39 protein-coding genes are annotated in these 23150 nt (G+C 42.4%); all 39 read right to left on the reverse strand.

The window, feature by feature from the left end:
- Positions 1–199 precede the first annotated feature (199 nt).
- On the reverse strand, positions 200–700 hold the full coding sequence (queF, locus tag EO126_RS10410; RefSeq protein ID WP_127008807.1) for a preQ(1) synthase: 501 nt from the start codon (positions 698–700) through the stop codon (positions 200–202).
- A 14-nt stretch (positions 701–714) separates the two neighbouring features.
- Positions 715–1293, reverse strand: a complete 579-nt coding sequence (locus EO126_RS10415) for a QueT transporter family protein (protein ID WP_127008808.1) — start codon at positions 1291–1293, stop codon at positions 715–717.
- A 162-nt stretch (positions 1294–1455) separates the two neighbouring features.
- Complete coding sequence (locus tag EO126_RS10420) at positions 1456–2334, reverse strand: 2-oxoacid:ferredoxin oxidoreductase subunit beta (RefSeq protein WP_006555686.1); 879 nt, start codon at positions 2332–2334, stop codon at positions 1456–1458.
- Between the two features lies 1 nt (position 2335).
- Positions 2336–4087 carry a 2-oxoacid:acceptor oxidoreductase subunit alpha gene (locus EO126_RS10425; RefSeq protein ID WP_127008809.1) on the reverse strand — a complete coding sequence of 584 codons (1752 nt, stop codon included), beginning with the start codon at positions 4085–4087 and terminating at the stop codon, positions 2336–2338.
- Between the two features lie 638 nt (positions 4088–4725).
- Complete coding sequence (truA, locus tag EO126_RS10430; RefSeq protein WP_006555684.1) at positions 4726–5514, reverse strand: tRNA pseudouridine(38-40) synthase TruA; 789 nt, start codon at positions 5512–5514, stop codon at positions 4726–4728.
- 132 nt (positions 5515–5646) lie between these two features.
- Positions 5647–6453, reverse strand: a complete 807-nt coding sequence (locus tag EO126_RS10435) for an energy-coupling factor transporter transmembrane component T family protein (RefSeq protein ID WP_127008810.1) — start codon at positions 6451–6453, stop codon at positions 5647–5649.
- On the reverse strand, positions 6443–7312 hold the full coding sequence (locus EO126_RS10440; protein WP_127008811.1) for an energy-coupling factor transporter ATPase: 870 nt from the start codon (positions 7310–7312) through the stop codon (positions 6443–6445). The genes EO126_RS10435 and EO126_RS10440 overlap by 11 nt, the downstream gene beginning before the upstream one ends.
- Positions 7303–8145, reverse strand: coding sequence for an energy-coupling factor transporter ATPase (locus tag EO126_RS10445; protein WP_127008812.1), 843 nt, complete (start codon positions 8143–8145; stop codon positions 7303–7305). Before EO126_RS10445 ends, EO126_RS10440 begins: the two co-directional genes overlap by 10 nt.
- A 312-nt stretch (positions 8146–8457) precedes the next feature.
- Entirely contained in the window at positions 8458–8793 is a 336-nt protein-coding gene (rplQ, locus tag EO126_RS10450; protein ID WP_006555680.1) for a 50S ribosomal protein L17, read from the reverse strand.
- A 12-nt stretch (positions 8794–8805) separates the two neighbouring features.
- The gene (locus EO126_RS10455) at positions 8806–9810 is read right to left on the reverse strand and encodes a DNA-directed RNA polymerase subunit alpha (protein ID WP_127008813.1); all 1005 of its coding nucleotides are present in this window, start codon (positions 9808–9810) and stop codon (positions 8806–8808) included.
- Positions 9811–9892: 82 nt separating this feature from the next.
- Positions 9893–10282, reverse strand: coding sequence for a 30S ribosomal protein S11 (gene rpsK, locus EO126_RS10460; RefSeq protein WP_006555678.1), 390 nt, complete (start codon positions 10280–10282; stop codon positions 9893–9895).
- 17 nt (positions 10283–10299) lie between these two features.
- On the reverse strand, positions 10300–10668 hold the full coding sequence (gene rpsM, locus EO126_RS10465) for a 30S ribosomal protein S13 (protein WP_006555677.1): 369 nt from the start codon (positions 10666–10668) through the stop codon (positions 10300–10302).
- A 22-nt stretch (positions 10669–10690) separates the two neighbouring features.
- Complete coding sequence (gene rpmJ, locus EO126_RS10470) at positions 10691–10804, reverse strand: 50S ribosomal protein L36 (RefSeq protein WP_006555676.1); 114 nt, start codon at positions 10802–10804, stop codon at positions 10691–10693.
- Between the two features lie 29 nt (positions 10805–10833).
- Positions 10834–11052 (reverse strand): translation initiation factor IF-1, encoded by a 219-nt coding sequence (gene infA, locus EO126_RS10475; protein WP_005377071.1) that lies wholly within the window; start codon positions 11050–11052, stop codon positions 10834–10836.
- A gap of 21 nt (positions 11053–11073) precedes the next feature.
- Complete coding sequence (gene map, locus EO126_RS10480; RefSeq protein WP_006555675.1) at positions 11074–11844, reverse strand: type I methionyl aminopeptidase; 771 nt, start codon at positions 11842–11844, stop codon at positions 11074–11076.
- Between the two features lie 3 nt (positions 11845–11847).
- Positions 11848–12411, reverse strand: a complete 564-nt coding sequence (locus tag EO126_RS10485) for an adenylate kinase (RefSeq protein ID WP_006555674.1) — start codon at positions 12409–12411, stop codon at positions 11848–11850.
- Positions 12412–12424: 13 nt separating this feature from the next.
- The gene (gene secY / locus EO126_RS10490; protein ID WP_006555673.1) at positions 12425–13687 is read right to left on the reverse strand and encodes a preprotein translocase subunit SecY; all 1263 of its coding nucleotides are present in this window, start codon (positions 13685–13687) and stop codon (positions 12425–12427) included.
- Between the two features lies 1 nt (position 13688).
- Entirely contained in the window at positions 13689–14129 is a 441-nt protein-coding gene (gene rplO / locus EO126_RS10495; RefSeq protein ID WP_006555672.1) for a 50S ribosomal protein L15, read from the reverse strand.
- 22 nt (positions 14130–14151) lie between these two features.
- Entirely contained in the window at positions 14152–14331 is a 180-nt protein-coding gene (rpmD, locus tag EO126_RS10500) for a 50S ribosomal protein L30 (protein ID WP_006555671.1), read from the reverse strand.
- Positions 14332–14349: 18 nt separating this feature from the next.
- Positions 14350–14850 carry a 30S ribosomal protein S5 gene (gene rpsE, locus EO126_RS10505; RefSeq protein ID WP_006555670.1) on the reverse strand — a complete coding sequence of 167 codons (501 nt, stop codon included), beginning with the start codon at positions 14848–14850 and terminating at the stop codon, positions 14350–14352.
- Positions 14851–14868: 18 nt separating this feature from the next.
- Positions 14869–15240 carry a 50S ribosomal protein L18 gene (gene rplR / locus EO126_RS10510; protein WP_434466359.1) on the reverse strand — a complete coding sequence of 124 codons (372 nt, stop codon included), beginning with the start codon at positions 15238–15240 and terminating at the stop codon, positions 14869–14871.
- Between the two features lie 22 nt (positions 15241–15262).
- Complete coding sequence (gene rplF, locus EO126_RS10515) at positions 15263–15808, reverse strand: 50S ribosomal protein L6 (protein ID WP_006555668.1); 546 nt, start codon at positions 15806–15808, stop codon at positions 15263–15265.
- A gap of 23 nt (positions 15809–15831) precedes the next feature.
- On the reverse strand, positions 15832–16230 hold the full coding sequence (gene rpsH, locus EO126_RS10520; protein ID WP_006555667.1) for a 30S ribosomal protein S8: 399 nt from the start codon (positions 16228–16230) through the stop codon (positions 15832–15834).
- A gap of 28 nt (positions 16231–16258) precedes the next feature.
- Entirely contained in the window at positions 16259–16528 is a 270-nt protein-coding gene (gene rpsN, locus EO126_RS10525) for a 30S ribosomal protein S14 (RefSeq protein WP_006555666.1), read from the reverse strand.
- Between the two features lie 17 nt (positions 16529–16545).
- Positions 16546–17085 carry a 50S ribosomal protein L5 gene (gene rplE / locus EO126_RS10530; protein WP_006555665.1) on the reverse strand — a complete coding sequence of 180 codons (540 nt, stop codon included), beginning with the start codon at positions 17083–17085 and terminating at the stop codon, positions 16546–16548.
- Between the two features lie 25 nt (positions 17086–17110).
- Positions 17111–17437 carry a 50S ribosomal protein L24 gene (gene rplX / locus EO126_RS10535; RefSeq protein WP_006555664.1) on the reverse strand — a complete coding sequence of 109 codons (327 nt, stop codon included), beginning with the start codon at positions 17435–17437 and terminating at the stop codon, positions 17111–17113.
- 17 nt (positions 17438–17454) lie between these two features.
- Positions 17455–17823, reverse strand: a complete 369-nt coding sequence (gene rplN / locus EO126_RS10540; RefSeq protein WP_006555663.1) for a 50S ribosomal protein L14 — start codon at positions 17821–17823, stop codon at positions 17455–17457.
- A 24-nt stretch (positions 17824–17847) separates the two neighbouring features.
- Entirely contained in the window at positions 17848–18108 is a 261-nt protein-coding gene (gene rpsQ, locus EO126_RS10545) for a 30S ribosomal protein S17 (RefSeq protein ID WP_269145961.1), read from the reverse strand.
- Between the two features lie 39 nt (positions 18109–18147).
- Positions 18148–18348 carry a 50S ribosomal protein L29 gene (gene rpmC, locus EO126_RS10550; RefSeq protein ID WP_006555661.1) on the reverse strand — a complete coding sequence of 67 codons (201 nt, stop codon included), beginning with the start codon at positions 18346–18348 and terminating at the stop codon, positions 18148–18150.
- Entirely contained in the window at positions 18338–18775 is a 438-nt protein-coding gene (gene rplP, locus EO126_RS10555) for a 50S ribosomal protein L16 (RefSeq protein WP_006555660.1), read from the reverse strand. The genes rpmC and rplP overlap by 11 nt, the downstream gene beginning before the upstream one ends.
- On the reverse strand, positions 18775–19443 hold the full coding sequence (gene rpsC / locus EO126_RS10560) for a 30S ribosomal protein S3 (RefSeq protein WP_006555659.1): 669 nt from the start codon (positions 19441–19443) through the stop codon (positions 18775–18777). The genes rplP and rpsC overlap by 1 nt, the downstream gene beginning before the upstream one ends.
- A 17-nt stretch (positions 19444–19460) precedes the next feature.
- Positions 19461–19796: a 50S ribosomal protein L22 gene (gene rplV / locus EO126_RS10565; RefSeq protein WP_006555658.1), complete on the reverse strand. Its 336-nt coding sequence runs from the start codon at positions 19794–19796 to the stop codon at positions 19461–19463.
- Positions 19797–19814: 18 nt separating this feature from the next.
- Entirely contained in the window at positions 19815–20096 is a 282-nt protein-coding gene (gene rpsS / locus EO126_RS10570) for a 30S ribosomal protein S19 (RefSeq protein WP_006555657.1), read from the reverse strand.
- A 23-nt stretch (positions 20097–20119) separates the two neighbouring features.
- Positions 20120–20950 carry a 50S ribosomal protein L2 gene (gene rplB, locus EO126_RS10575; protein WP_006555656.1) on the reverse strand — a complete coding sequence of 277 codons (831 nt, stop codon included), beginning with the start codon at positions 20948–20950 and terminating at the stop codon, positions 20120–20122.
- A 25-nt stretch (positions 20951–20975) separates the two neighbouring features.
- Positions 20976–21260: a 50S ribosomal protein L23 gene (gene rplW / locus EO126_RS10580; protein ID WP_006555655.1), complete on the reverse strand. Its 285-nt coding sequence runs from the start codon at positions 21258–21260 to the stop codon at positions 20976–20978.
- Positions 21260–21883 carry a 50S ribosomal protein L4 gene (gene rplD, locus EO126_RS10585; RefSeq protein WP_006555654.1) on the reverse strand — a complete coding sequence of 208 codons (624 nt, stop codon included), beginning with the start codon at positions 21881–21883 and terminating at the stop codon, positions 21260–21262. Before rplD ends, rplW begins: the two co-directional genes overlap by 1 nt.
- 23 nt (positions 21884–21906) lie before the next feature.
- Positions 21907–22548: a 50S ribosomal protein L3 gene (gene rplC / locus EO126_RS10590; RefSeq protein WP_006555653.1), complete on the reverse strand. Its 642-nt coding sequence runs from the start codon at positions 22546–22548 to the stop codon at positions 21907–21909.
- Between the two features lie 15 nt (positions 22549–22563).
- On the reverse strand, positions 22564–22875 hold the full coding sequence (rpsJ, locus tag EO126_RS10595) for a 30S ribosomal protein S10 (protein ID WP_040770779.1): 312 nt from the start codon (positions 22873–22875) through the stop codon (positions 22564–22566).
- Positions 22876–23044: 169 nt separating this feature from the next.
- Positions 23045–23150: EF-Tu C-terminal domain-related protein (locus tag EO126_RS11095; protein ID WP_164726745.1), on the reverse strand; the 106-nt coding region annotated here is incomplete at its 5' end.

Raw genomic sequence — 23150 nt, forward strand, 5'->3', positions numbered from 1 at the left:
TAAAAGACCGACAAGACTAGATAAATACTAGTCTCATCGGTCTAAAAACCAACTCAAAATGTCCTATAGGCCAAAATTTATGAAAAAACAGCCATGAGTCTTAATTAGTAATAAGACTCATAGCTGTTTAATTATTGTATCACTGCTCGTTTTAATTACGAACTAATTTACAAATTTAATCGCTATAGCTACTCAGCTTTTAGCGATACGCTACGCGTTCCGGCTGCATATCATGGAAATGGAGACGTTCTTTAGCTACCTTTTCCCATTCAGTACCCGGTTTACCGTAGTTTGCATACGGATCGATGGCGAGGCCGCCGCGAGGCGTAAATTTGCCCCATACTTCAATGTATTTTGGCTCCATAAGCTTAATTAAATCCTTCATAATGATATTCACACAGTCTTCGTGGAAATCGCCGTGATTGCGGAAACTGAACAAATATAATTTAAGTGATTTACTTTCTACCAAGCGTTCATCCGGCACATAAGAAATATAAATCGTCGCAAAATCAGGCTGCCCCGTCATCGGACAAAGGCTCGTAAATTCAGGACAGTTGAATTTTACAAAATAATCATTGCCCGGATGTTTATTAACGAATGATTCAAGCACTTCCGGTGCATAATCCATAGGATACTTTGTTTGTTGACTGCCAAGGCCATGTACTCCTTGCAGTTCTTCACTTGTTCTGCCGCTTGCCATTAAGAGGCACCTCCTTACACTTTACTTGCTTCATTGACATCCAGCACAGTTTCTTCATCGTCTGCAGCTGTTTCAGCCGCTTCAACCGGCTGTTGCTTAGATTGTACCACACCGAGCATAGTTCCGGCATAACGTTCTAAGCCGTTCACAATAAAAAAGCTCACTACTGCAGAAATGCTCTGCCCCACTAATAATGAAGATACTAATAATCCATACGGTAAATTCAAAATTGGTGCCAACCAAAGTGGCACTACCAAACTGGGAACCAATGTAATAAACGGAATGACAATCCAATTACCGACACCGCGTTTTTTAGCATACGCAATGCCACCGGCCGTCATAAGACCTACCAAACAACCACCGATAGCATCAATCGGTCCCAAACCGCCCATAAGTAAATTACTTACCAAATTACCGATGCCGAACGCCAATACGGAAAACGGAAATAAAGCGGCCAGACCATATAAAGCCGTAGCAATACGCACTTGGTATTGCCCGAAAGCAAATCCCTGCGTCATCATCATAATCACAATATACATGGCTAAGCAAAGCCCTGAAATAGTCAGCTTTTTTGTTGTACTTAAAGTATTCATTTTATAATCTCCTTAGTTTTATTTAAAGACAGGATGGTTACGAACTGTCTGACAGTAAACAGAGTAACAGGCGACACCTTGGTATCGCCTGTTACCGATACAAGCTCCATGAACATCACTAAGACGTCACATCACTTGTCATAATTACTGTTGTCGTACATCTTATTTGAATTCGTTGCACAAGCCGCGGAACATAGCAGCATCAGGTTTAACTACATCTTTTACCAAAGCACGTGCATGAGGACCACCGTTAGCGGCAGCCAAAGCTTTTTCGAAGGAAGGTTTCGTTTTGTCTTCGTAAATAAGACCGGTCAACAAGCCTTCGTGTTCGCCCAATGTTTTGAGGGCAGCGGCACGATCTGTAGGATCATAGCCTTCAATCGTCGTTAAGGACGTTAAGTTTTCTTTGAAATAATCATAACCGTTACGTTTATTGTAAGTTACGCAAGGGCTGAATACGTTGATGAAGGAGAAACCTTCATGCTGCATACCTTGTTTAATCAATTCAACGAGTTCGGCACGATTAATCATATAGCCTTGGGCTACAAAAGTAGCACCGGCAGCAATTGCTGTTTCACAAATTGGTAATGGAGATTCAAACGATCCGTGTGGAGACGTTTTAGTTACAAAACCAATATCGGAACGAGGGGATGTCTGACCTTTAGTCAAACCGTAAACATGGTTATCCATTACAACGTAAGTAATATTTACATTACGTTTGAATGCATGGATAGTGTGGCCCATACCGATAGCGAACGCATCACCGTCACCGCCGCAAACAACAACTTCTAAATCTTCATTAGCTAATTTTACCCCTTGAGCATAAGGTAACGCACGACCGTGAGTCGTATGTGCACCATATGCGTAGAAATAACCGCCGATACGGCTGGAACAGCCGATACCGGAAATAACGGCTAATCTTTCCGGAGCAATATCAAGCTGAGTTACCGCATCGGTAATGGCAGCCTGTACCCCATAGTGGCCGCAGCCGGGACACCAGTTAGGGCGAATATCATTTCTGTAATCGGTCACTTGTGCCATCTTATAAAACCTCCTTAATTGCTTTCTTCACATAGGTTGCTGTGAATGGATTACCATCATATTTTAAGCAACTATGGAGCTTACATTTGTTAGGCATATTGATACGGAAAATATCAGCTAATTGAGCTGTTGCGTTTTGTTCGCAAATAACAACTTTTTTAGCTTTTTCATAGAATGGCATTAACTGTTCTTTAGGGAACGGTTTAATCAAGCGAAGTTGCAAGTGGTTAACTTTAACACCTTCGGCTTCAAGTTCAGCCGCTGCTTCTTCGATAGCACCGCGACTGGAGGCAATCCCGATTACCAATACGTCACATTCATCATGTTTAGCATTGTTGAGGAATGGATCATATACTTCAGCAACTGTGCTCAATTTACGCAAACGTTTGTCAGTCTGGCTAACGTGCATAGTAGGAGCTTCAGCCGGTTTACCTTCTTCGTTATGTTCAAGACCGGTGGATAAGAACAAGCCGTTCTTCATACCAGGAATTGTACGAGGGGAAATACCGTCTTCAGTCAATTCAAAACGTTTGAAGTAATGAGGACGTTCCAATGCAGGAAGGTCTTCTTCTTTCATCAATTTACCGCGTTCAATCGGTACACGATTCAAATCAAAGGAAGGAACGGATTGTTTATTGAGGCCTTGTTGTAAGTCAGGCATGAAGATTACCGGACATTGATACATTTCAGCCAAGTTGAATGCTTTCTGAATTTCATAGAAACATTCTTCAATGCTGGTTGGTGAAATAACGATGTTCGCATAGTCACCATGAGCATTGTGGCAAGCTGCGTTAATATCGGAAGTTTCTACTTTAGTAGCCATACCGGTGGATGGGCCGGAACGTTGTACATCGATAACGAGCATTGGAAGTTCAGCCATGGAAGCCATGGACATGGATTCAGCCATAAGGCTTAAGCCCGGGCCGGAAGTACAAGTGAAACCGCGAACGCCTGCATATACACCGCCCATAGCAGTCATACAAGCAGCAATTTCGTCTTCTGTCTGAACAACGGTAGCACCGATAGAGTCCATTTTCTTAATCATGTATTCCATAACTTCGGAAGCCGGTGTAATCGGATAGGAAGCCATGAAACGGGAACCTGCCGCAATAGCACCTAAAGCTAATGCTTCGTTACCCAATAAGAACATCTGATCTTTTGGTTCAGGTACAGGCAAGGTATCAACGTCGCCTTCACCGCGTTTTTCAACGATAAGTGCATGACCGTCTTCGAAAGCATTTAAGTTCTTATCGATGATGTCTTCCGATTTCTTCGCAAAACGAGCTGCAATAGCTGTTCTGAACGGAGCTTTGTCAAATCCTAAAAGGGCTACCGACATACCTAAAGCTACGATATTACGCATTAATAAGGAACCTTGTTTCATAGCTGTTTCGGTAATCGGAACGGCTAAACAAGTAATTGGAGAACCTTCATATTTGGAGAAGTCAGGGTTTACTTTGCTGTCGCAAATAATATAACCGCCTTTACGAACTTCACCGCCGTGCATATCAACAGTTTCCTGATCCAAAGCAACTAAAAAGTCGATGGATTCACCTACTGTCATGATTGGCTCAAGAGCAATGCGCAACGCAAACGTTGTATGGCCGCCTTTAATACGGGAAGCAAATAAACGTTGGCTGTACAAAGAGTAACCCTCTTTAGCTAAGATTGTGGCCATAATTTCGCCGCAGCTTTCGATACCTTCGCCCTGCTGGCCACCCATTTTCCAGATAAAATCTTTACGTTTTTGCAAAAGATTCACCCTCCTTAGGATTAACATTACTTAGTATAGTGGATCTGTAAAACCTTTCAACTACTTTACATTTTAACATTTTTATACAAAATCATCAATCATCATACGCCAAAGAAATGGCATCTCTATGACTAGCCTGCAATCGATAATTATGGTGAATTATCGTTATATTCTATAGTGTATAAATTATTTTACAAAAACCAATTTATGAATATTAATTCCTAAATAAATAATATTTATTAATGTTAAAAATCTTAAAAAGTCAATTGTAAGGTTACCAAAGTGAGTCTAAAATTATGTAAAAACAGCCTTGTCATAGTCATTTATACGTTAATGGCCCCCAAATCGTCTATCTGATTTAATCAAATAAATGAGAATTTGCTTAGTTATTTTTTGCATTTTATTAATTTTTTATTTATGTATGTAAGTAAATCTCTGAATTATATTTCTGAATAAGAACCGGTTTGAAATATCACAAGAATGATATGAGAAAGAGTTTCTGTAGAATTTCCGACTCAATTTCAGTTCTCTCACCGCAAGCTATGAGCAAACGGTATATCCCCACAATTTAGTTCCCTTTTAACCGAATTTTACGGTTCATTATAAGCCGGAATGACTATATATAACATATAATCATATCAACTGCGTAAACTTTCAATCACAGCTTGACGTCGACCTTCATTAAAGAAAATTTCTTCCAAACATAAACCTTGCGGCGGTGCCGTCTTACCGATTACGCGCCGATCACGAGCGGCTATTAAATCGGGGACTTGTGACGGAGCAAACCGGCCCAGCCCTACATCAACTAAAAGGCCCGCTATATTGCGCACCATATGATATAAAAAACCGTCGCCGATAACGTGAATGTACACGGTGGGCCCTATAAAACGAAGTGTCACCGCAAACATCGTTTTCACCGGATTAGCCGGTGTGGAATTGGCCCCTTGCAAGGTCGTAAAATCATGTGTCCCTTCCAAGGCTTTAGCAGCCTCCATCATGGCTGCCCTATTTAACGGCTTTTTAACATGCCAATGATAACGCATGCTAATCGGATCTTCGATGACGTCATTATGAATCGTATATATATATTCCTTCCCCACAATGCGCCAGCGCGGACGCCAATCCAAAGGAATTTCCTCAGCCTTACGAATCACAATAAATGGCGGTAAATGAGCAATTAAAGCGCGTGTTAAGTTTTCTGCCGGTATGCTGCCGGTCGTAAAAAAAGTAACCACTTGAAACCGTGCGTGAACCCCCGCATCAGTACGGGATGCTCCATAAATGGAAATCGGCTCATTGCACACTTTTGTAAGCGCCGCTTCCAAACAATCCTGTACCGTAATGCCGTTTACCTGACTCTGATACCCGTTTAATTCCGTGCCGTCATAAGCAACGATTAAACGAATATTCCGCTGTTTTGCCGCCAATGACAGCCCTCCTCATTTTAAAGCACCAGTCATAAACCGTTGACTGAGCACTATAAAATCACAAATTACAAAATTACAAAATCATTATAACCTGCAATTCGCGGAGCCCAATCGATGAACTCCGCGAATTAATTACCCCAATGGTATAAAGCGTAATACCAACAGTACAACCGTAATCACCAAAATACCGGCAATACCAATATAATCATAACTTGTTACCGTTAATTCTTTCATACGTGTACGATTTTCACCACCGCGGTAGCAACGAGCTTCCATGGCTATAGCCAATTCATCGGCACGCCGGAACGCACTGATAAAAAGCGGCACCAACAACGGCACCATATTTTTAGCTCGTTTTACCAAACTGCCTGTTGTAAAATCGGCACCGCGTGAAGCCTGAGCTTTCATAATGCGATCTGTTTCTTCCAATAAAGTCGGAATAAAACGAAGCGCAATAGTCATCATCATAGCCAGCTCATGTGCCGGCACGCCAATACGGCGAAATGGATTTAACAAGTGTTCAATACCGTCAGTCAGGCGAATCGGTGACGTCGTATACGTAAGTAAAGACGAGAAAATAATCAGGAATACCAAGCGAGCTGCCATGTAGCTGCCCATGCGTACCCCTTCTTCACTGATGTGCAAGAAGCCGTACTGCCAAATCATCGTACCCGGTGTCGTAAAAACATGAACCCCCATAGTAAATACGATGATAATCCAAAGCGGTTTAACCGAGTTCCAAACGAGGCGCATCGGCAAACGTGATAATGCAACCGTAAACAAGGTAAATAATCCCACAATCGTATAAGCTAACGTTGTTTCAGCCAAGAAGATTGCTACGATGAATATCATAGTAGCAATGATTTTAGCGCGAGGATCCATACGATGCAAGAAAGAATCGCCCGGGAAGTATTGTCCGATAGTAATATTACTTAGCATGGTTAACCTCCTTTAAAGCAACTTCAATCGCTTTAACAGCGTCATCTACGGATATAACCTGCTGTGAAACCGGCAAGCCGCGGTCTCGTAAATATTCAACTAATTTAGATACCGGCGGTACATCAACTCCGGCAGCCTGTAATTCCTTACGTTTATTCATAAAGATATCGATAGGCTTACCATCCAGTTGAATCTGCCCGTTATCAATGACAATTAAACGGTTAGCCATACGTGATATGTCTTCCATATTATGAGATACGAGTACAACCGTAATGCCTTTTTTAGCATGTAAATCAATAATCTTTTGGAAGATTTCTTCACGGCCGAACGGATCGAGCCCTGCGGACGGTTCATCCAAAATGAGGTAACTCGGATTAAGTGCTACCACGCCGGCAATAGCAACGCGTCGCATTTGTCCGCCCGATAATTGGAACGGCGAACGATTGGCATATGTTTCATAATCAAGTCCCACAAAGTCCATAGCTTCGCGAACTCGTTCATCTACTTCGCTATCGCTGAGGCCTAAGTTTTTAGGGCCGAACGCAATATCCTGAGCAATTGTTTCTTCAAACAATTGATGTTCCGGATATTGAAATACCATGCCCACTTTATGACGCATTAATTTAGCTTCTTCGGTCTTAAGTGCTGCATCGACGCCGTTAATCGTAACCTTACCGGCCGTAGGATGCAAAAGCCCGTTCAAATGTTGCACCAAGGTGGATTTGCCGGAACCGGTATGACCGATGATGCCTACAAAATCACCTTCGTTGATTGTTAAGTTAATCCCCTTCAATGCTTCCTTACGAAACGGTGTATGTTCACCATATACGTAGGAAACGGAGTCTAAAATTATTGGCATAATTGGTCCCCCAATTCTTCCTCAGTAATAATACCGTTTGATAAGGTGACCCCATCAAGACGTAACTTTGTTGCCACTTCTGCGGCAACCGGCACATCCAGCCCCAATTCTTTAAGCATCGGTACCTGTGAAAAAATCTCACGCGGTGTTCCGTCGTGCAAAAGTTTACCGTTTTTCATAACCACCACGCGGTCAGATGTTACGGCTTCTTCCATAAAGTGCGTAATATATACGATGGTAATACCTTCTTCTTTATTTAAGCGGTGAACGGTATCCAACACTTCCTGTCGTCCTGCCGGATCCAACATGGCCGTCGGTTCATCGAGAACAATGCAATCCGGTTTCATTGCCAAGACACCGGCAATGGCAATGCGCTGCTTTTGTCCGCCCGATAAAAGCCCCGGAGAATGTAAGGCATAATCTGTCATATTGACATTGGCCAAGGCTTCATCAACACGACGACGAATTTCCTTAGGTTCAACACCTAAGTTTTCCGGGCCAAAAGCCACGTCTTCTTCTACCACGGCCGCTACAATCTGATTATCCGGGTTCTGAAAGACCATACCCACATGTTGACGAATATCCCACAGATGTTTCGGATCCTTCGTATCCATACCAAGAACCGTAACAGTCCCTTTAGACGGCGTCAACAATACATTAAAATGTTTAGCCAAGGTACTTTTACCGCTACCGTTCGTACCGATAATACTTACAAATTCCCCTTTACGAATGGATAGGCTCACATCATCGAGGGCATATACTACATTGCCGGACTCATCTTGATAGGTATGACTCATGTGTTCGGTTTGTATCATTATATCCTGTGTGCTCATAATATCCTCAAATCTTAGTAAATCTATATGATTAAACTGCAATATCACTACATTGATAATATAAAAACAGCAACGATTCGTCAACCTTATAAATAAACGAGGTTGTCAATATCATTTCTATTTGTATCCTATCAGTTAATTATTTACATAAAACTGTTTTTATTTATATAGCCATAAATATATACGCATGTGCCAAAATACCCCACAAATGTGTGACAGAGTTCCCTTAAACCGCAGGTATCTCATTATATCATAAAAAAGCATAAAAAAGCGGTGTTGCTAACATCCGTTGCAACACCGACTTCCTAATTATTAAACAAGCTCGATAAGTGCTAATGGAGCCGCATCGCCTTTACGAAGGCCAAGCTTAATTACACGAGTGTAACCGCCCTGACGATCAGCATATTTTGGAGCAATTTCGTCAAATAATTTTTTAACTACATCTTCGTCCATAAGGTATGCAAGCACCTGACGACGTGCATGAAGATCACCGCGTTTAGCAAGGGTAATCATCTGGTCAGCCAAGCCACGTAATTCTTTAGCTTTAGCTTCAGTCGTTTCAATGCGATCATACTGGAAGAAAGATGTTAACATACCGCGGAATAAAGCTTTACGAGCAGAGCTGTCACGGCCTAATTTTCTATACATTAGTCATCCTCCTTATTCGCCTTTTTTCTTCAAGTAAAATGGTCCCAATGGATGTTTCTGAAGTTTTTCTTCAATTTCATCAATGGATTTTTTACCTAAATTACGTACCTTACCTAAATCATCCATACTCTTATCCAAGAGGTCGGCAATTGTATTGATGCTTGCGCGTTTCAAACAATTGTATGCACGAACGGATAATTCCAAATCGTCGATAAGGATTTTTGATGGACCGTCATCATCCGGACCATCAACGCCATCCGGATCGTTTTTACCGTCCAAAACGTCATCATCGCTAGGAACGATAAATTCTTCAGCCGAATGAGCTAACTTGGTGAAGTTTTTCAAATAGCCAATCATAATATTAGCCGAACGTGCTACTGCTTCCGCAGCGGTAATGGAACCGTTGGTAACAACTTCGAGAGTTAATTTATCAAAGTCCATTTCATTACCTACACGTACATCACTTACTTCATATTTGGCACGAAGAATTGGGGAGAAGATGGAATCGATTGGAATACGACCAATTACATCATCATCTTTTTTATTCTTCGTTGATGGCACATATCCTTTACCACGTTCAATGCGAACATCCATTACGAGATGAGCCACTTCATCCATCGTAGCGATTACGAGGTCAGGATTTAAAATTTCTAATTCCGGTGGACAAAATCGTTCCAATTCTCCGGCAGTTAGAACGCCCTCCTTCTGAATATCTACGTGGAGATCTACCGGCACTTGAGCCTCACTGTCAAGACGAAGGAACAACTGCTTGAGGTTTAGGATTATATCCGTTACGTCCTCACGAATACCAGGAATTGTAGAAAATTCATGAAGCACGCCATCAATTTTGATGGAAGTGATAGCCGCTCCATCTAAAGACGAAAGCAGAATTCGACGTAAGCTGTTACCGAGCGTAATCCCGTAGCCGCGATCTAATGGTTCACAGACGAATTTACCATAACGACCGTTGTCGCGTACTTCAACTTTCTCGATTTTTAATTTCTTTTCTTCGCTCATCAGGACAATCCTCCTATAAAACACGCCTTCTATCTATAGTATATCATAGCGACCGCAGATTGCGATCGCTTAAAACTATAAATTATACACGACGACGTTTTGGAGGACGGCAACCATTGTGAGGAATCGGAGTAACGTCTTTAATGCTGTTTACTTCGAGACCAGCAGCCTGCAATGCACGGATTGCAGCTTCACGGCCGGAGCCTGGACCTTTTACGAATACTTCAACCTGACGTAAGCCATGTTCCATAGCTGCTTTAGCTGCTTGTTCAGCGGCCATCTGAGCTGCGAATGGAGTGCTTTTACGGGAACCACGGAATCCAAGACCACCTGCGGAAGCCCAGGAAAGTGCATTACCGTTTGTGTCAGTAATAGTTACGATAGTGTTGTTGAATGTGGAACGGATATGAGCCGCACCGGATTCAACGTGTTTCTTTTCTTTTCTTTTAGTTCTTACTACCTTTTTAGCCACGCTTTATCCCTCCTTTATTATTTTTTCTTCCCAGCGATTGCTTTTCTAGGACCTTTACGAGTACGAGCATTTGTCTTAGTGCGTTGACCGCGCAAAGGCAAGCCTGCACGATGACGTTTCCCGCGATAGGAGTTGATTTCAATTAAGCGCTTAATGTTAAGGGCTTCTTCACGACGAAGGTCACCTTCAACTTTGTAATCTTCATCAAGAAGAGCACGAATTTTCGCAACTTCATCTTCAGTAAGGTCACGAACGCGAGTATCAGGATTAATACCAGTTTTTTCCAAAATTTCTTTGGACAAAGTAAGTCCGATACCATAAATATAAGTTAAACCAATTTCCACACGTTTGTCACGTGGTAAATCTACACCGGCTATACGTGCCATCTATTCATCCACCTCCTATCAATTATCCTTGTTTTTGTTTATGTTTCGGGTTTTCGCAAATTACCATTACACGGCCTTTACGTTTAATGATTTTGCATTTTTCGCATATCTTTTTAACTGATGGTCTAACCTTCATAAGTACCTCCTTTGTGTCGCTGCCGCTTACTATTTAAAACGGTAGGTAATACGACCACGATTTAAGTCATATGGTGTCAGTTCCATAGTAACTTTATCACCGGGAAGGATACGAATAAAATTCATACGCATTTTGCCTGACACATGAGCAAGTACCACATGACCATTTTCAAGCTCTACCTGAAACATGGCATTAGGTAATGCCTCTACGACCGTACCTTCCACTTCAATAACGTCTTCTTTTGACATATCATTTCCTCCGGCTACTGGTTATTTTATCAACCTGGGTTCATCACGCATGGTCAAAATTTCAGGGCCGTTTTCTGTAACAACCACTGTATGTTCAAAGTGCGCTGCCGGTTTGCCGTCACGAGTAACGGCAGTCCAGTCATCGTCCAGAACATGTACTTCATAAGTACCCATAGTAATCATTGGCTCAATACAAAGCACCATACCCGGCTTTAATAAGGGACCATGCCCAGCCGGACCGTAATTTGGAATTTGTGGATCTTCATGCATTTCACGACCAAGGCCATGACCTACAAAATCACGAACCACACCAAATCCGAATTTTTCACAATACGTCTGAACAGCGTGGGAAATATCGCCCACTCTGTTCCCGACAACTGCCTGTTCAATACCTTTGAACAAGCTTTCTTCTGTCACCTTGAGAAGTTTCATAACTTGTGGTTTGACCTTCCCAATAGGAATGGTTACACAGGAATCACCATGATACCCATTAACTGAAGAAACGAGATCGATGCTGATAACATCACCGTTCTTCAGCTTGCGATGAGCATTGGGAATACCATGAACCACTTCATCGTTGATAGAAGCGCAAATTGTTGCAGGATACCCATAGTAACCTTTGCAGCTCGGTTCACCACCATGGCTGCGAATATATTCTTCGGCAAATTGATCCAACTCAAGTGTAGTAACACCCGGTTTTGCTAATGCGATAAGCTCTGTTAACGTATCAGCAGTGAGTTTACATGCCTGACGGATATACTCAATTTCATGTTGCGATTTCAAAATAATCATTGATTATTTCTCCAACGCTTTAATGATATCTGTAAATACTGCATCCACATCCTGTAATCCGTTGATTTCTACATATAAACCACTGTTACGATAGTAATCAATTAAAGGCTTAGTAGATTCGTCGTATACAGCAAGACGTTTCTGTACTGTTTCCGGTTTATCATCGTCACGATTTTCAAGACGTGCTCGTTCACTGATGCGTCGTACCAACTCTTCGTTAGGAACGTTGAGGTTAACAACGGCATCAAGAACAATTCCCATTTCTTTTAATATAGCATCTAATGATACTGCTTGGGCAGTTGTACGAGGGAAGCCGTCAAGGATGAAGCCGTTTTTGCAATCATCTTTGGCAAGGCGTTCACGTACAATACCTACCGTAACACTATCCGGTACGAGTTGGCCCGCATCCATGTATTTCTTAGCCTCAAGACCAAGAGGGGTACATTCCTTAACCGCCGCACGGAACATATCACCGGTTGAAATCTGAGGAATACCATATTTATCGATTAAACGAGTAGCCTGAGTACCTTTACCGGCACCGGGAGGTCCCATTAATAAAATATACATAGCTATTTTCCTCCTATTTAACAAAGCCCTTATAGTGACGGGTTAATACCAAAGATTCAACTTGTTGCATTGTATCTAAGGCAACACCGACAACGATAAGTAATGCTGTACCACCAAAATACACACCTTCGATGCCTGTAATACCACCGATAAAGTTAGGTAAAATAGCAACGAGTGCCAAGAATAAGGCGCCCGCGAAGGTAATGCGAGTCATTACGCGATCTACATAATCAGCAGTAGGTTTACCCGGACGAATGCCTGGAATAAATCCACCGTATTTTTTCATATTATCTGCCATATCCGTAATGTTAATTGAGATTGCTGTATAGAAGTACGTAAAAATAAAAATCAATACAGCATATAAAACTGTCTGCAATGGGGTCCCCCATGTAAAGTAGTTAGCCAGTGTTCTTACCCAGTCAACCTGCACAAACTGAGCTAACGTCACAGGGAACATCAAAACGGATGACGCAAAGATAATTGGAATAACCCCTGCCTGGTTGACCTTAAGAGGAAGGAAGGTTGAGTGGCCACCGTACATTTTACGACCAACTACGCGTTTGGCGTATTGAATCGGAATACGACGTTGACCTTGGGTTACCGCAATTACAAATACGATCATTGCAACAGCGATAATCGCAAATAATATTGCTTGAAAAATATTGATTGTTCCAACTTGTAAATATTCGTAGATTGTGCTGAATCCCGAGGGGAAACGCGCTACGATACCGGCAAAGATGATAAGGGAAATCCCGTTACCAATGCCGTATGCTGTAATTTGTTCACCAATCCACATTAGGAGACAAGTCCCTGCTGTAAGAATGATGGCAATTACAATAACTGATAAGAAACTGTTGTCAATAAGTGCACTATTAGCACGTAACGCATAGGACATACCGAAAGCTTGGACAAAACCAAGAACTACGGTGCCATAGCGTGTTACTTTGGCAATTTTCTTACGTCCGTCTTCACCGTCTTTACTCCATTGTTCAAACGTCGGTACTACCGCTGTTAACAGCTGCATAATAATCGACGCATTGATGTATGGGGTAATACTCATGGCAAAGATGGAGAACTTACTTAACGCACCACCGGCGAATAAGTCTAAGAGACCGAATAAACCGCCGGATGTAAATAAGCTTTCAATAACAGAGGCATCTACGCCAGGGACCGGAATATGAACGCCTGCCCTAAACACGATAAACATAAGTAATGTATACGCTACTTTATTGCGTAGCTCTGTTATTTTAAAGATGTTCGAGAGGCCTTCTAGCACCCTAGATCACCTCTACTTTTCCGCCTGCTGCTACAATCTTTTCTTCGGCAGTTTTAGTAAAACCATTAGCAATAACTGTTAATTTCTTTTCTAACGTGCCATTACCAAGGATACGGATACCATCACGTACGTTTTTCAAAATGCCCATTTCGATAAGAGCTACCGGATCAACCGTAGCACCATCTTCAAAACGGTTAAGTTGGGAAATGTTAACTTCCGCATATTCTTTAGCGAACACATTTTTGAAACCACGTTTTGGTAAACGGCGATAAAGAGGCATCTGGCCACCTTCGAAGCCAGAGCGTACGCCACCACCACTACGGGAGTTTTGACCTTTCTGACCACGGCCAGCGGTTTTACCAAGACCGGAACCAAGACCACGACCACGACGAGTGCGTGTCTTTTTAGAACCTGCTGCTGGAGCTAATTCATGAAGTTTCATTCAGTGCACCTCCTTATCTATATTATACTTCTTCTACAGTAACTAAATGTCTAACTTTGTGAAGCATACCCTGAATTTGAGGTGTAACTTCTTTAACTACCTGAGAGTTAGTTTTCTTTAAGCCAAGAGCTTTTACAGTTGCGCGCTGATCTTCAGGGCGACCGATTAAGCTTCTGGTCAATGTGATTTTTACCTGTGCCATTACAGTCAATCCCCCTTATTAGCCGTAAATTTCAGCTACAGTTTTGCCTCGAAGTGCTGCCACTTCTTCTGCACGTTTTAACTGAGCTAAACCTTCAATTGTTGCGCGAACCATGTTGTTAGGGTTGGAAGAACCAAGGGATTTCGTAAGGATGTTACGAACACCAACTAATTCCAATACGGCACGAACAGGGCCACCTGCGATAACCCCGGTACCTTCTGCAGCCGGTTTCAAGAAAACGCTGCCTGCACCGAAACGACCGGTTACAGTGTGAGGAATTGTACCGTTTTTAATAACAACGTGAATAAGATTTTTCTTAGCATCATCAATGCCTTTACGAATTGCTTCAGGCACTTCTGCCGCTTTACCTAAGCCAACGCCTACGTGACCGTTGCCATCACCGACAACTACTAAAGCGCTGAAGGAAAAACGACGACCGCCTTTTACTACTTTGGCTACGCGGTTGATGAATACTACTCTTTCTTTAAGATCAAGACTGGTGTAGTCAATTCTCGCCATGTCTAAAGTTCCTCCTTCTTAGAATTTCAAGCCAGCTTCACGAGCGCCTTCTGCAAGGGCCGCTACACGACCATGATAAATGTAACCACCGCGGTCGAATACTACTGTTTCGATACCTTTTGCGATAGCACGTTTAGCAACTAATTCACCAACAGCTTTAGCTGCAGCACTGTTGCCACCATAGTTCAAGTTTAATTCTTTATCTAATGAGCTTGCTGCTACCAAAGTAGTACCAGCTACGTCATCAATAACCTGTGCATAGATGTTGCTAAGGCTACGGAATACGTTCAAACGTGGGCATTGCGCCGTGCCGGAAATGTGACGACGAATACGAAGATGACGTTTTGCTCGAGCAATATTTCTTGTGGATTTACGAGCCAAGATGTTCACTCCTTTCTAAATTCTACTGATATTATTTGCCTTTAGCGCCGGCTTTACCAGCCTTACGACGAACAACTTCGCCTTCGTAACGGATACCTTTACCTTTGTAAGGTTCCGGTTCTCTCCATTTACGAATATTAGCAGCTACAGCACCAACCACTTCTTTGTCAGCACCACTAACAACGATTTTGTTAGGAGCCGGCACGTCGATGGTAATACCAGCAGGAGCTTCCATCTCTACTGGATGAGAGAAACCAAGGGTAAGCACTAATTTGTTACCTTGTTTGGCTGCTCTGTAACCAACACCGTTGATTTCCAATGTTTTAGCAAAGCCATCATGAACGCCTGTTACCAAGTTAGCAACAAGAGCGCGAGTGAGGCCATGTAAAGAACGATGCGCTTTATCTTCGCTCGGACGAGCTACTGTGATTGTATTACCTTCCACAGTAATAATCATATCCGGATGCAATTCACGAGATAATTCACCTTTAGGGCCTTTTACAGTCATTACGTGGTTTGCGTAGTTAACTGTAACGCCTTCAGGGATCTCGATAGGCATTCTACCGATACGTGACATTATTTCTACCTCCTATTGCCTGATTACCATACGTATGCGAGTACTTCGCCACCAAGGCCTTCTTTACGAGCTTGTTTGTCGCTCATTACACCTTTAGATGTAGAAATAACTGCAATACCTAAACCACCAAGTACGCGAGGGAGTTCTTCCTTCTTCGCATAAACACGTAATCCCGGTTTGGAAATACGTTTAATTCCAGTAATTACTTTTTCGTTATTGGAACCATATTTTAACGTTACTTTTAAAACTGTGTGTTTGCCGTTTTCAACGGTTTCAACGCTCTTTACAAATCCTTCTTCTTTAAGGATTTCCAGAACGGCAGCCTTCATGCGAGATACAGGAATCTCTACGGATTCATGAAGAGCAGCATTTGCATTACGGATGCGCGTAAGCATATCCGCAATCGGATCGGTCATTACCATATTCTAAAAACCTCCTCCCGTAATCCAATTACCAACTGGCTTTTTTAACGCCAGGAATCTGTCCTTTGTATGCAAGTTCACGGAACGCAATACGGCTAATACCGAATTTACGCATGTAGCCATGTGGGCGACCGGTCAAGTTGCAACGATTATGTAAACGAGTTGGAGAAGCATTTGCTGGCAATTGTGCCAATGCTTCATAGTCGCCGGCAGCTTTTAAAGCTTCACGCTTAGCAGCATATTTAGCAACGATTTTAGCACGTTTCTTTTCGCGTTCAATCATAGATTTTTTAGCCATCTATAAGTTCCTCCTAATTATTTTTCAAACGGCATGCCACAAAGAGTCAATAACTCACGCGCTTCTTCATCGGTTTTAGCGCTTGTAACTACGATGATATCCATACCTGTTACACGTTCTACCTGATCATATTCAATTTCAGGGAAGATGAGCTGTTCTTTAAGACCCAATGCATAGTTGCCGCGGCCATCAAAAGCCGTAGCACTCACGCCGCGGAAGTCACGTACACGTGGCAACGCAACGTTGATCAACTTGTCTAAGAATTCATACATGCGTTCGCCGCGAAGAGTTACCTTAGTACCTAAGGCCATGCCTTCACGAACTTTAAAGTTAGCGATGGATTTCTTAGCTTTGGTGATTACCGGTTTCTGACCGGCGATAATAGTGAGGTCGTTAACGGCAGCTTCCAATGCTTTAGCATTACCAACTGCATCGCCAACACCAATATTGATAACGACTTTTTCCAATTTAGGAATTTCCATTACGTTTTTGTACTGGAATTTTTCCTGTAAAGCCTGACGAATTTCACTAGTATATTTTTCGTTTAAACGAGACATTAGTTAAAAGCCCTCCTTTCCCTTATTATTTATCGAGTACGGCACCGCTTTTCACAGTCGCACGTACGAATTTACCATCTTGTTCTACTTTTTTGATACGAGTAGGCTGTTTAGTTTCAGGATCAACTACCATTACATTGGAAACATGGATAGGAGCTTCCTTAGTGATGATGCCGCCCTGAGGGTTAGCCTGGCTTGGTTTCGTGTGGCGTTTAACTAAGTTAACACCTTTCACGAAAACGCGCGATTTTTTAGGTTCAGTAGCGATAACTTCACCTTGTTTGCCTTTATCTCGACCGGAGATAACAACAACAGTATCGCCTTTTTTTACTAGAAGTTTAGTTTGGGACATCGTCGCGTTCCTCCTTCTTATAATACTTCCGGAGCAAGAGAGATGATCTTCATGAAGTCTTTTTCACGAAGTTCACGAGCTACCGGTCCAAAAATACGAGTGCCACGTGGGCTCTTGTCATCTTTAATTACTACTGCTGCATTTTCGTCGAAACGAATATAAGAACCGTCCTGACGACGGATACCTTTTTTAGAACGAACAATAACGGCTTTAACTACGTCGCCTTTCTTGACAACGCCACCGGGTGATGCATCTTTTACAGAAGCAACGATTACGTCACCGATATTGCCGAATTTGCGATAAGAACCGCCCAAAACTTGAATACACATAATACGTTTTGCGCCAGTGTTATCGGCAACATTCAAAATTGTTTGTTGCTGGATCATCGTGTTTCCTCCTTACATCACGTATTATTTTACTTTTTCAATAATTTCAACCAATCTCCAATGTTTATCTTTGGAAAGTGGACGAGTTTCTACAATTTTAACTGTATCGCCAATTTGGCACTCATTGTTTTCATCATGAGCTTTAAAGCGTTTGTTTGTTACCATTGGCTTGTTATATAATGCGTGCGGCACTTTACGTTCAACAGAAACAACGATGGTTTTGTCCATTTTGTTACTTACAACTTTGCCCACACGTACTTTACGTACATTTCTTTCTTCTGCCACGACCATTAGCCTCCTTTTCAATCCAAACAAAATTTGTTATTATGCGTTTCCTTTAAGAGCAGCTTCACGCTGAATTGTTTTAATACGCGCAATAGTTTTCTTAACTTCGCGAATACGCATTGGATTTTCTAATTGACCAGTTGCGAGCTGAAAACGGAGGTTAAACAACTCTTCTTTAAGGCCGGAAACTTTTTGTTCCATTTCGGCAGCGCTCATGTTACGGATGTCATTAACCTTCATTTACGTCACCACCCAATTCTTTACCCTTAACAACGAACTTAGTTTTGATTGGAAGTTTATGACCTGCCAATCGCATAGCTTCACGAGCTACTTCTTCAGATACGCCGTCCATTTCGAACATTACGCGACCTGGTTTTACTACTGCAACCCAGTATTCAGGGGAACCTTTACCGGAACCCATACGAGTACCAGCCGGTTTAGCTGTGATTGGTTTGTCCGGGAAAATTTTAATCCAAACTTTACCACCACGTTTGATATAACGAGTCATAGCAATACGAGCTGCTTCGATCTGACGGTTTGTGATCCAAGATGGCTCTAATGCTACTAAACCGAATTCACCGTGAGCAACTGTGTTACCACGCATTGCGCGACCTTTCATACGACCGCGGAACTGTTTACGATGCTTTACGCGCTTTGGAATAAGCATTAGTTGTCACCTTCTTCCTTCTTAGCAGGTGCTTGTTTTGCCTCCGGCAATACTTCACCTTTGTAAATCCATACTTTGATGCCGATACAACCGTAAGTTGTATGAGCTTCAGCAGTACCGTAGTCGATATTGGCACGAAGTGTGTGCAATGGGATACTGCCTTCACGGTAGGATTCGCTACGAGCGATTTCAGCGCCGCCTAAACGACCGCTAACCATAATTTTAATACCTTTTGCACCAAGACGCATTGTGCGACCTACGGCTTGTTTCATTGCACGACGGAAACCGATACGGCGTTCCAACTGGCTGGCAATGTTTTCAGCAACTAATACGGAGTCCATATCAGCTTGCTTAATTTCAGCGATGTTTACATCGATTTGTTTATCAGTGAAGCGTTTTAACGCTTTGCGGATATCTTCGATACCTGCACCACCACGACCGATAACCATACCTGGTTTTGCAGTGTGGATAGTCAATTTAATACGTTTATTAATACGCTCAATTTCAATGCGGGAAATACCGGCAATGAAAAGGGTTTTCTTCAAGAAGTTACGAATTAAAACGTCTTCGTGAAGATTTGCAGCGTAATCTTTATCAGCATACCATTTTGCGTCCCAATCTTTTACGATACCAACACGCAAACCATGGGGATTAACTTTCTGACCCACTATATTCCCTCCTTCTATTAAGCTCTTTCAGAAACTACTACTGTTACGTGGCTGGAGCGTTTCAAAATTTTGAAAGCCTGTCCACGGGAACGAGGATGAATGCGTTTCATTGTTGGACCCTGATCAACGAAGATTTCGGATACATAAAGATTGTCAACATTCATATCAAAATTGTGTTCTGCATTTGCGATTGCGGAACGCATAACTTTTTCTACTACATCGGCGCCAACTTTCGGAGTGAACTTCAAGATGGCAAATGCTTCGCCGATATTCTTGCCGCGAACGAGGTCAGCAACAATACGGATTTTACGAGGCGCGATGCGCACGTGTCTAGCGATTGCTTTTGCTTCCATTATCTAATTCCTCCTATATTATTTCTTACCGGTTGTTTTTTCACTCTTAACGTGACCTTTGAAAGTACGAGTTGGAGCGAATTCGCCTAATTTATGACCTACCATATCCTCTGTAACGAATACAGGTACATGTTTGCGACCATCATGCACAGCAATTGTATGGCCTACAAAGTTAGGGATAATAGTAGAGGCACGAGACCAGGTTTTTACAACTTTCTTATCATTAGTTTCATTTAAGGCATCAATTTTCTTCACGAGCGAAGCTGCGACGAAAGGGCCTTTTTTTATAGATCTGGACACTGTCTTATCTCCTTCCTGCTATCCTATTTTGTACGACGTTTAACAATCAAGCTGCTAGAAGCTTTTTTCTTGTCGCGAGTTTTAACACCATGTGCCGGTTTCCCCCAAGGTGTAACAGGATGTTTACGACCAACTGGAGACTTACCTTCACCACCACCATGTGGATGGTCACAAGGGTTCATTACAACACCACGGTTGCCAGGACGAACGCCCATCCAACGATGGCGACCGGCTTTACCGATTGTAATGTTTTCATGATCAATGTTACCAACAACACCTACGGTTGCACGACAATTGATATGCACACGACGAAGTTCACCGGATGGTAAACGAAGTAATGCATAGGAACCTTCTTTAGCCATAAGCTGAGCAGAAGTACCTGCAGAACGAACAATCTGGCCACCTTTACCGATTTTCATTTCAATGTTGTGTACTTGAGTACCCAAAGGAATGTTGAGTAATGGTAAGCAGTTGCCCGGTTTAATATCGGATTCAGGACCGCTATATACAGTGTCGCCTACTTTCAAGCCATGTGGAGCAAGAATGTAGCGTTTTTCACCATCGGCATAATTAAGCAATGCGATACGAGCACTACGGTTAGGATCGTATTCGATAGATGCTACTTTAGCCGGAATATTATCTTTAGTACGTTTGAAGTCAATAATACGGTACTGACGCTTGTGACCGCCACCTTGGTGACGTACAGTCATTTTACCGGTGTTATTACGACCGCCTGTCTGAGAAACCTTAGCGAGCAAGGACTTTTCAGGTTTGCTTGCAGTGATTTCAGTGAAGGCAGATACTGTCATAAACCGACGACCAGCGGAGTACGGTTTGAATGATTTAATTGCCATTATGGGGCCTCCTTACTAGACTATCTTAAACACCTTCAAAGAATTCAATGGATTCGCCAGCCTTCAAAGTTACGATAGCTTTTTTATAATCACTACGTTTACCTTGTGTACGGCCCATGCGTTTTACTTTACCAAGAACTCGAATGGTAGCTACTTTTTCTACCTGTACGTTGAAGATTTTTTCTACAGCTTGACGAATCTGCACTTTATTGGCAGTCAAAGGCACACGGAAAGTGTATTTGCCTTCTTCCATGAGCAGAGTAGTTTTTTCTGTAATAATCGGACGAATAAGAACATCGCGTAATTCCATTATGCGAGCACCTCCTCAATCTTTGCTACGGCACCTTCAGTGATGAAGAGCTTATCGTAGTGGAGAAGATCGAAAATGTTCATGCCTTCCCAAGCCAAAGCTTTAACACCTTGGATGTTACGAGCGGAACGTTCTACGTTAATATCACTTTCAGTGATAAATAATACTTTAGCGTCACCTACGTTGAAGTTATTAAGGATGTTTAATACTTCTTTCGTTTTTGGAGCTGCTAAGGTTAATTCGTCCAATACGATTAATTCGTTGTTGTTTACTTTATCGCTAAGCGCAGATTTAACTGCAAGACGTCTAGCTTTACGAGGCATTGCCTTGTAATAGCTGCGAGGTTGCGGACCGAAAACGGTACCACCACCAACCCATAATGGGCTACGAGTGGAGCCTACGCGAGCACGGCCGGTACCTTTTTGTTTCCAAGGTTTACGACCACCACCACGAACAAGACCTCTCGTTTTAGTTGCGTGAGTGCCAAGACGTTCGTTAGATAACTGACGAACTACGGCTTGATGCATTACAGCTTCGTTAACTTCAACTGCAAATACTTCATCATTTAACTGTATTTCACCGACTTTAGCGCCGGACATATTGTATTTTGTTAATGTTGGCATTAGAGATCCTCCTTTCGACAATGTTATTTAACAGGTTTTACCGTGTTGCGAACCATTACTAGGCTGCCTTTAGCGCCCGGAATACCACCTTTAACTAAAAGTAAGTTACGGTCTGCATCAACTTTTACTACAGATAAGCGCTGTACGGTAACTCTGCCACCACCCATTTGTCCAGGGAGTTTCTTGCCTTTGTATACCTTACCGCCGCCACCGGAGATCATAGGACCGATGGAACCAGGTTCACGATGAGATTTGGAACCGTGAGTTACAGGACCACGATGGAAGTTGTGGCGCTTAATAGTGCCCGCAAATCCTTTACCTTTACCTGTACCTACAACATCAACCAACTCACCTTCTGCGAAGATATCAGCTGCCAGAGTTTGGCCCACTGTGTAATCAGTTGCTTCAGCAAGGCGAAGTTCGCGAAGATATTTAACCGGTGCTACGCCGGCTTTATCGAACTGGCCTTTTACAGGTTTAGTTAAATGTTTTTCTTTAATGGAGCCATAGCCGAGCTGTACTGCATCGTAACCGTCGGATTCAACAGTTTTAACGCGCACTACTACGCTTGGGGTTGCTTCCACTACAGTGACAGGAACTAACTTACCTTCAGCAGTGAAGATCTGAGTCATTCCTAACTTTTTACCCAAAATAGCTTTAGACATAATCGCACCTCCTTATTATAATTTTATTTCAATAGACACACCAGCCGGTAATTCAAGACGGGTGATAGCATCTACTGTTTTCGCATTTGATTCAAGAATATCGATTAAACGTTTATGTGTACGCATTTCGAATTGTTCACGAGAGTCTTTATTGACATGTGGTGAACGAAGAATTGTAAAAATATTTTTTTCAGTTGGCAATGGAATTGGACCGGATACTAATGCACCGTTGCGTTTTGCAGTGTCAACAATTTTTGCCGCGCTCTGATCAAGAGCTTTGTGATCGTATGATTTCAAACGAATACGAATTTTTTGCTGTTTAGCCATGAATAACTTCCTCCTGTCGCTCATTTCATGAATGAACTGCTCCATAGAAATTCTCCTCCGCAGAGGCAACCTTCTATATCATAGTTTAAAAACACAACACAAGAGCGGCACTTACATGCCGCTCTGCGCTGCATAAATTATAGGTTTGTGACCTACGTTTTACTACTAATTATCCTTCGATAATTTCAGTAACAACACCGGCACCTACTGTGTGGCCACCTTCGCGAATAGCGAAACGAAGACCGGCTTCAATAGCGATTGGTGTAATCAATTCA

The sequence above is a fragment of the Veillonella seminalis genome, from assembly GCF_003992065.1.
Taxonomy (GTDB): Bacteria; Bacillota; Negativicutes; order Veillonellales; family Veillonellaceae; genus Veillonella_A; species Veillonella_A seminalis.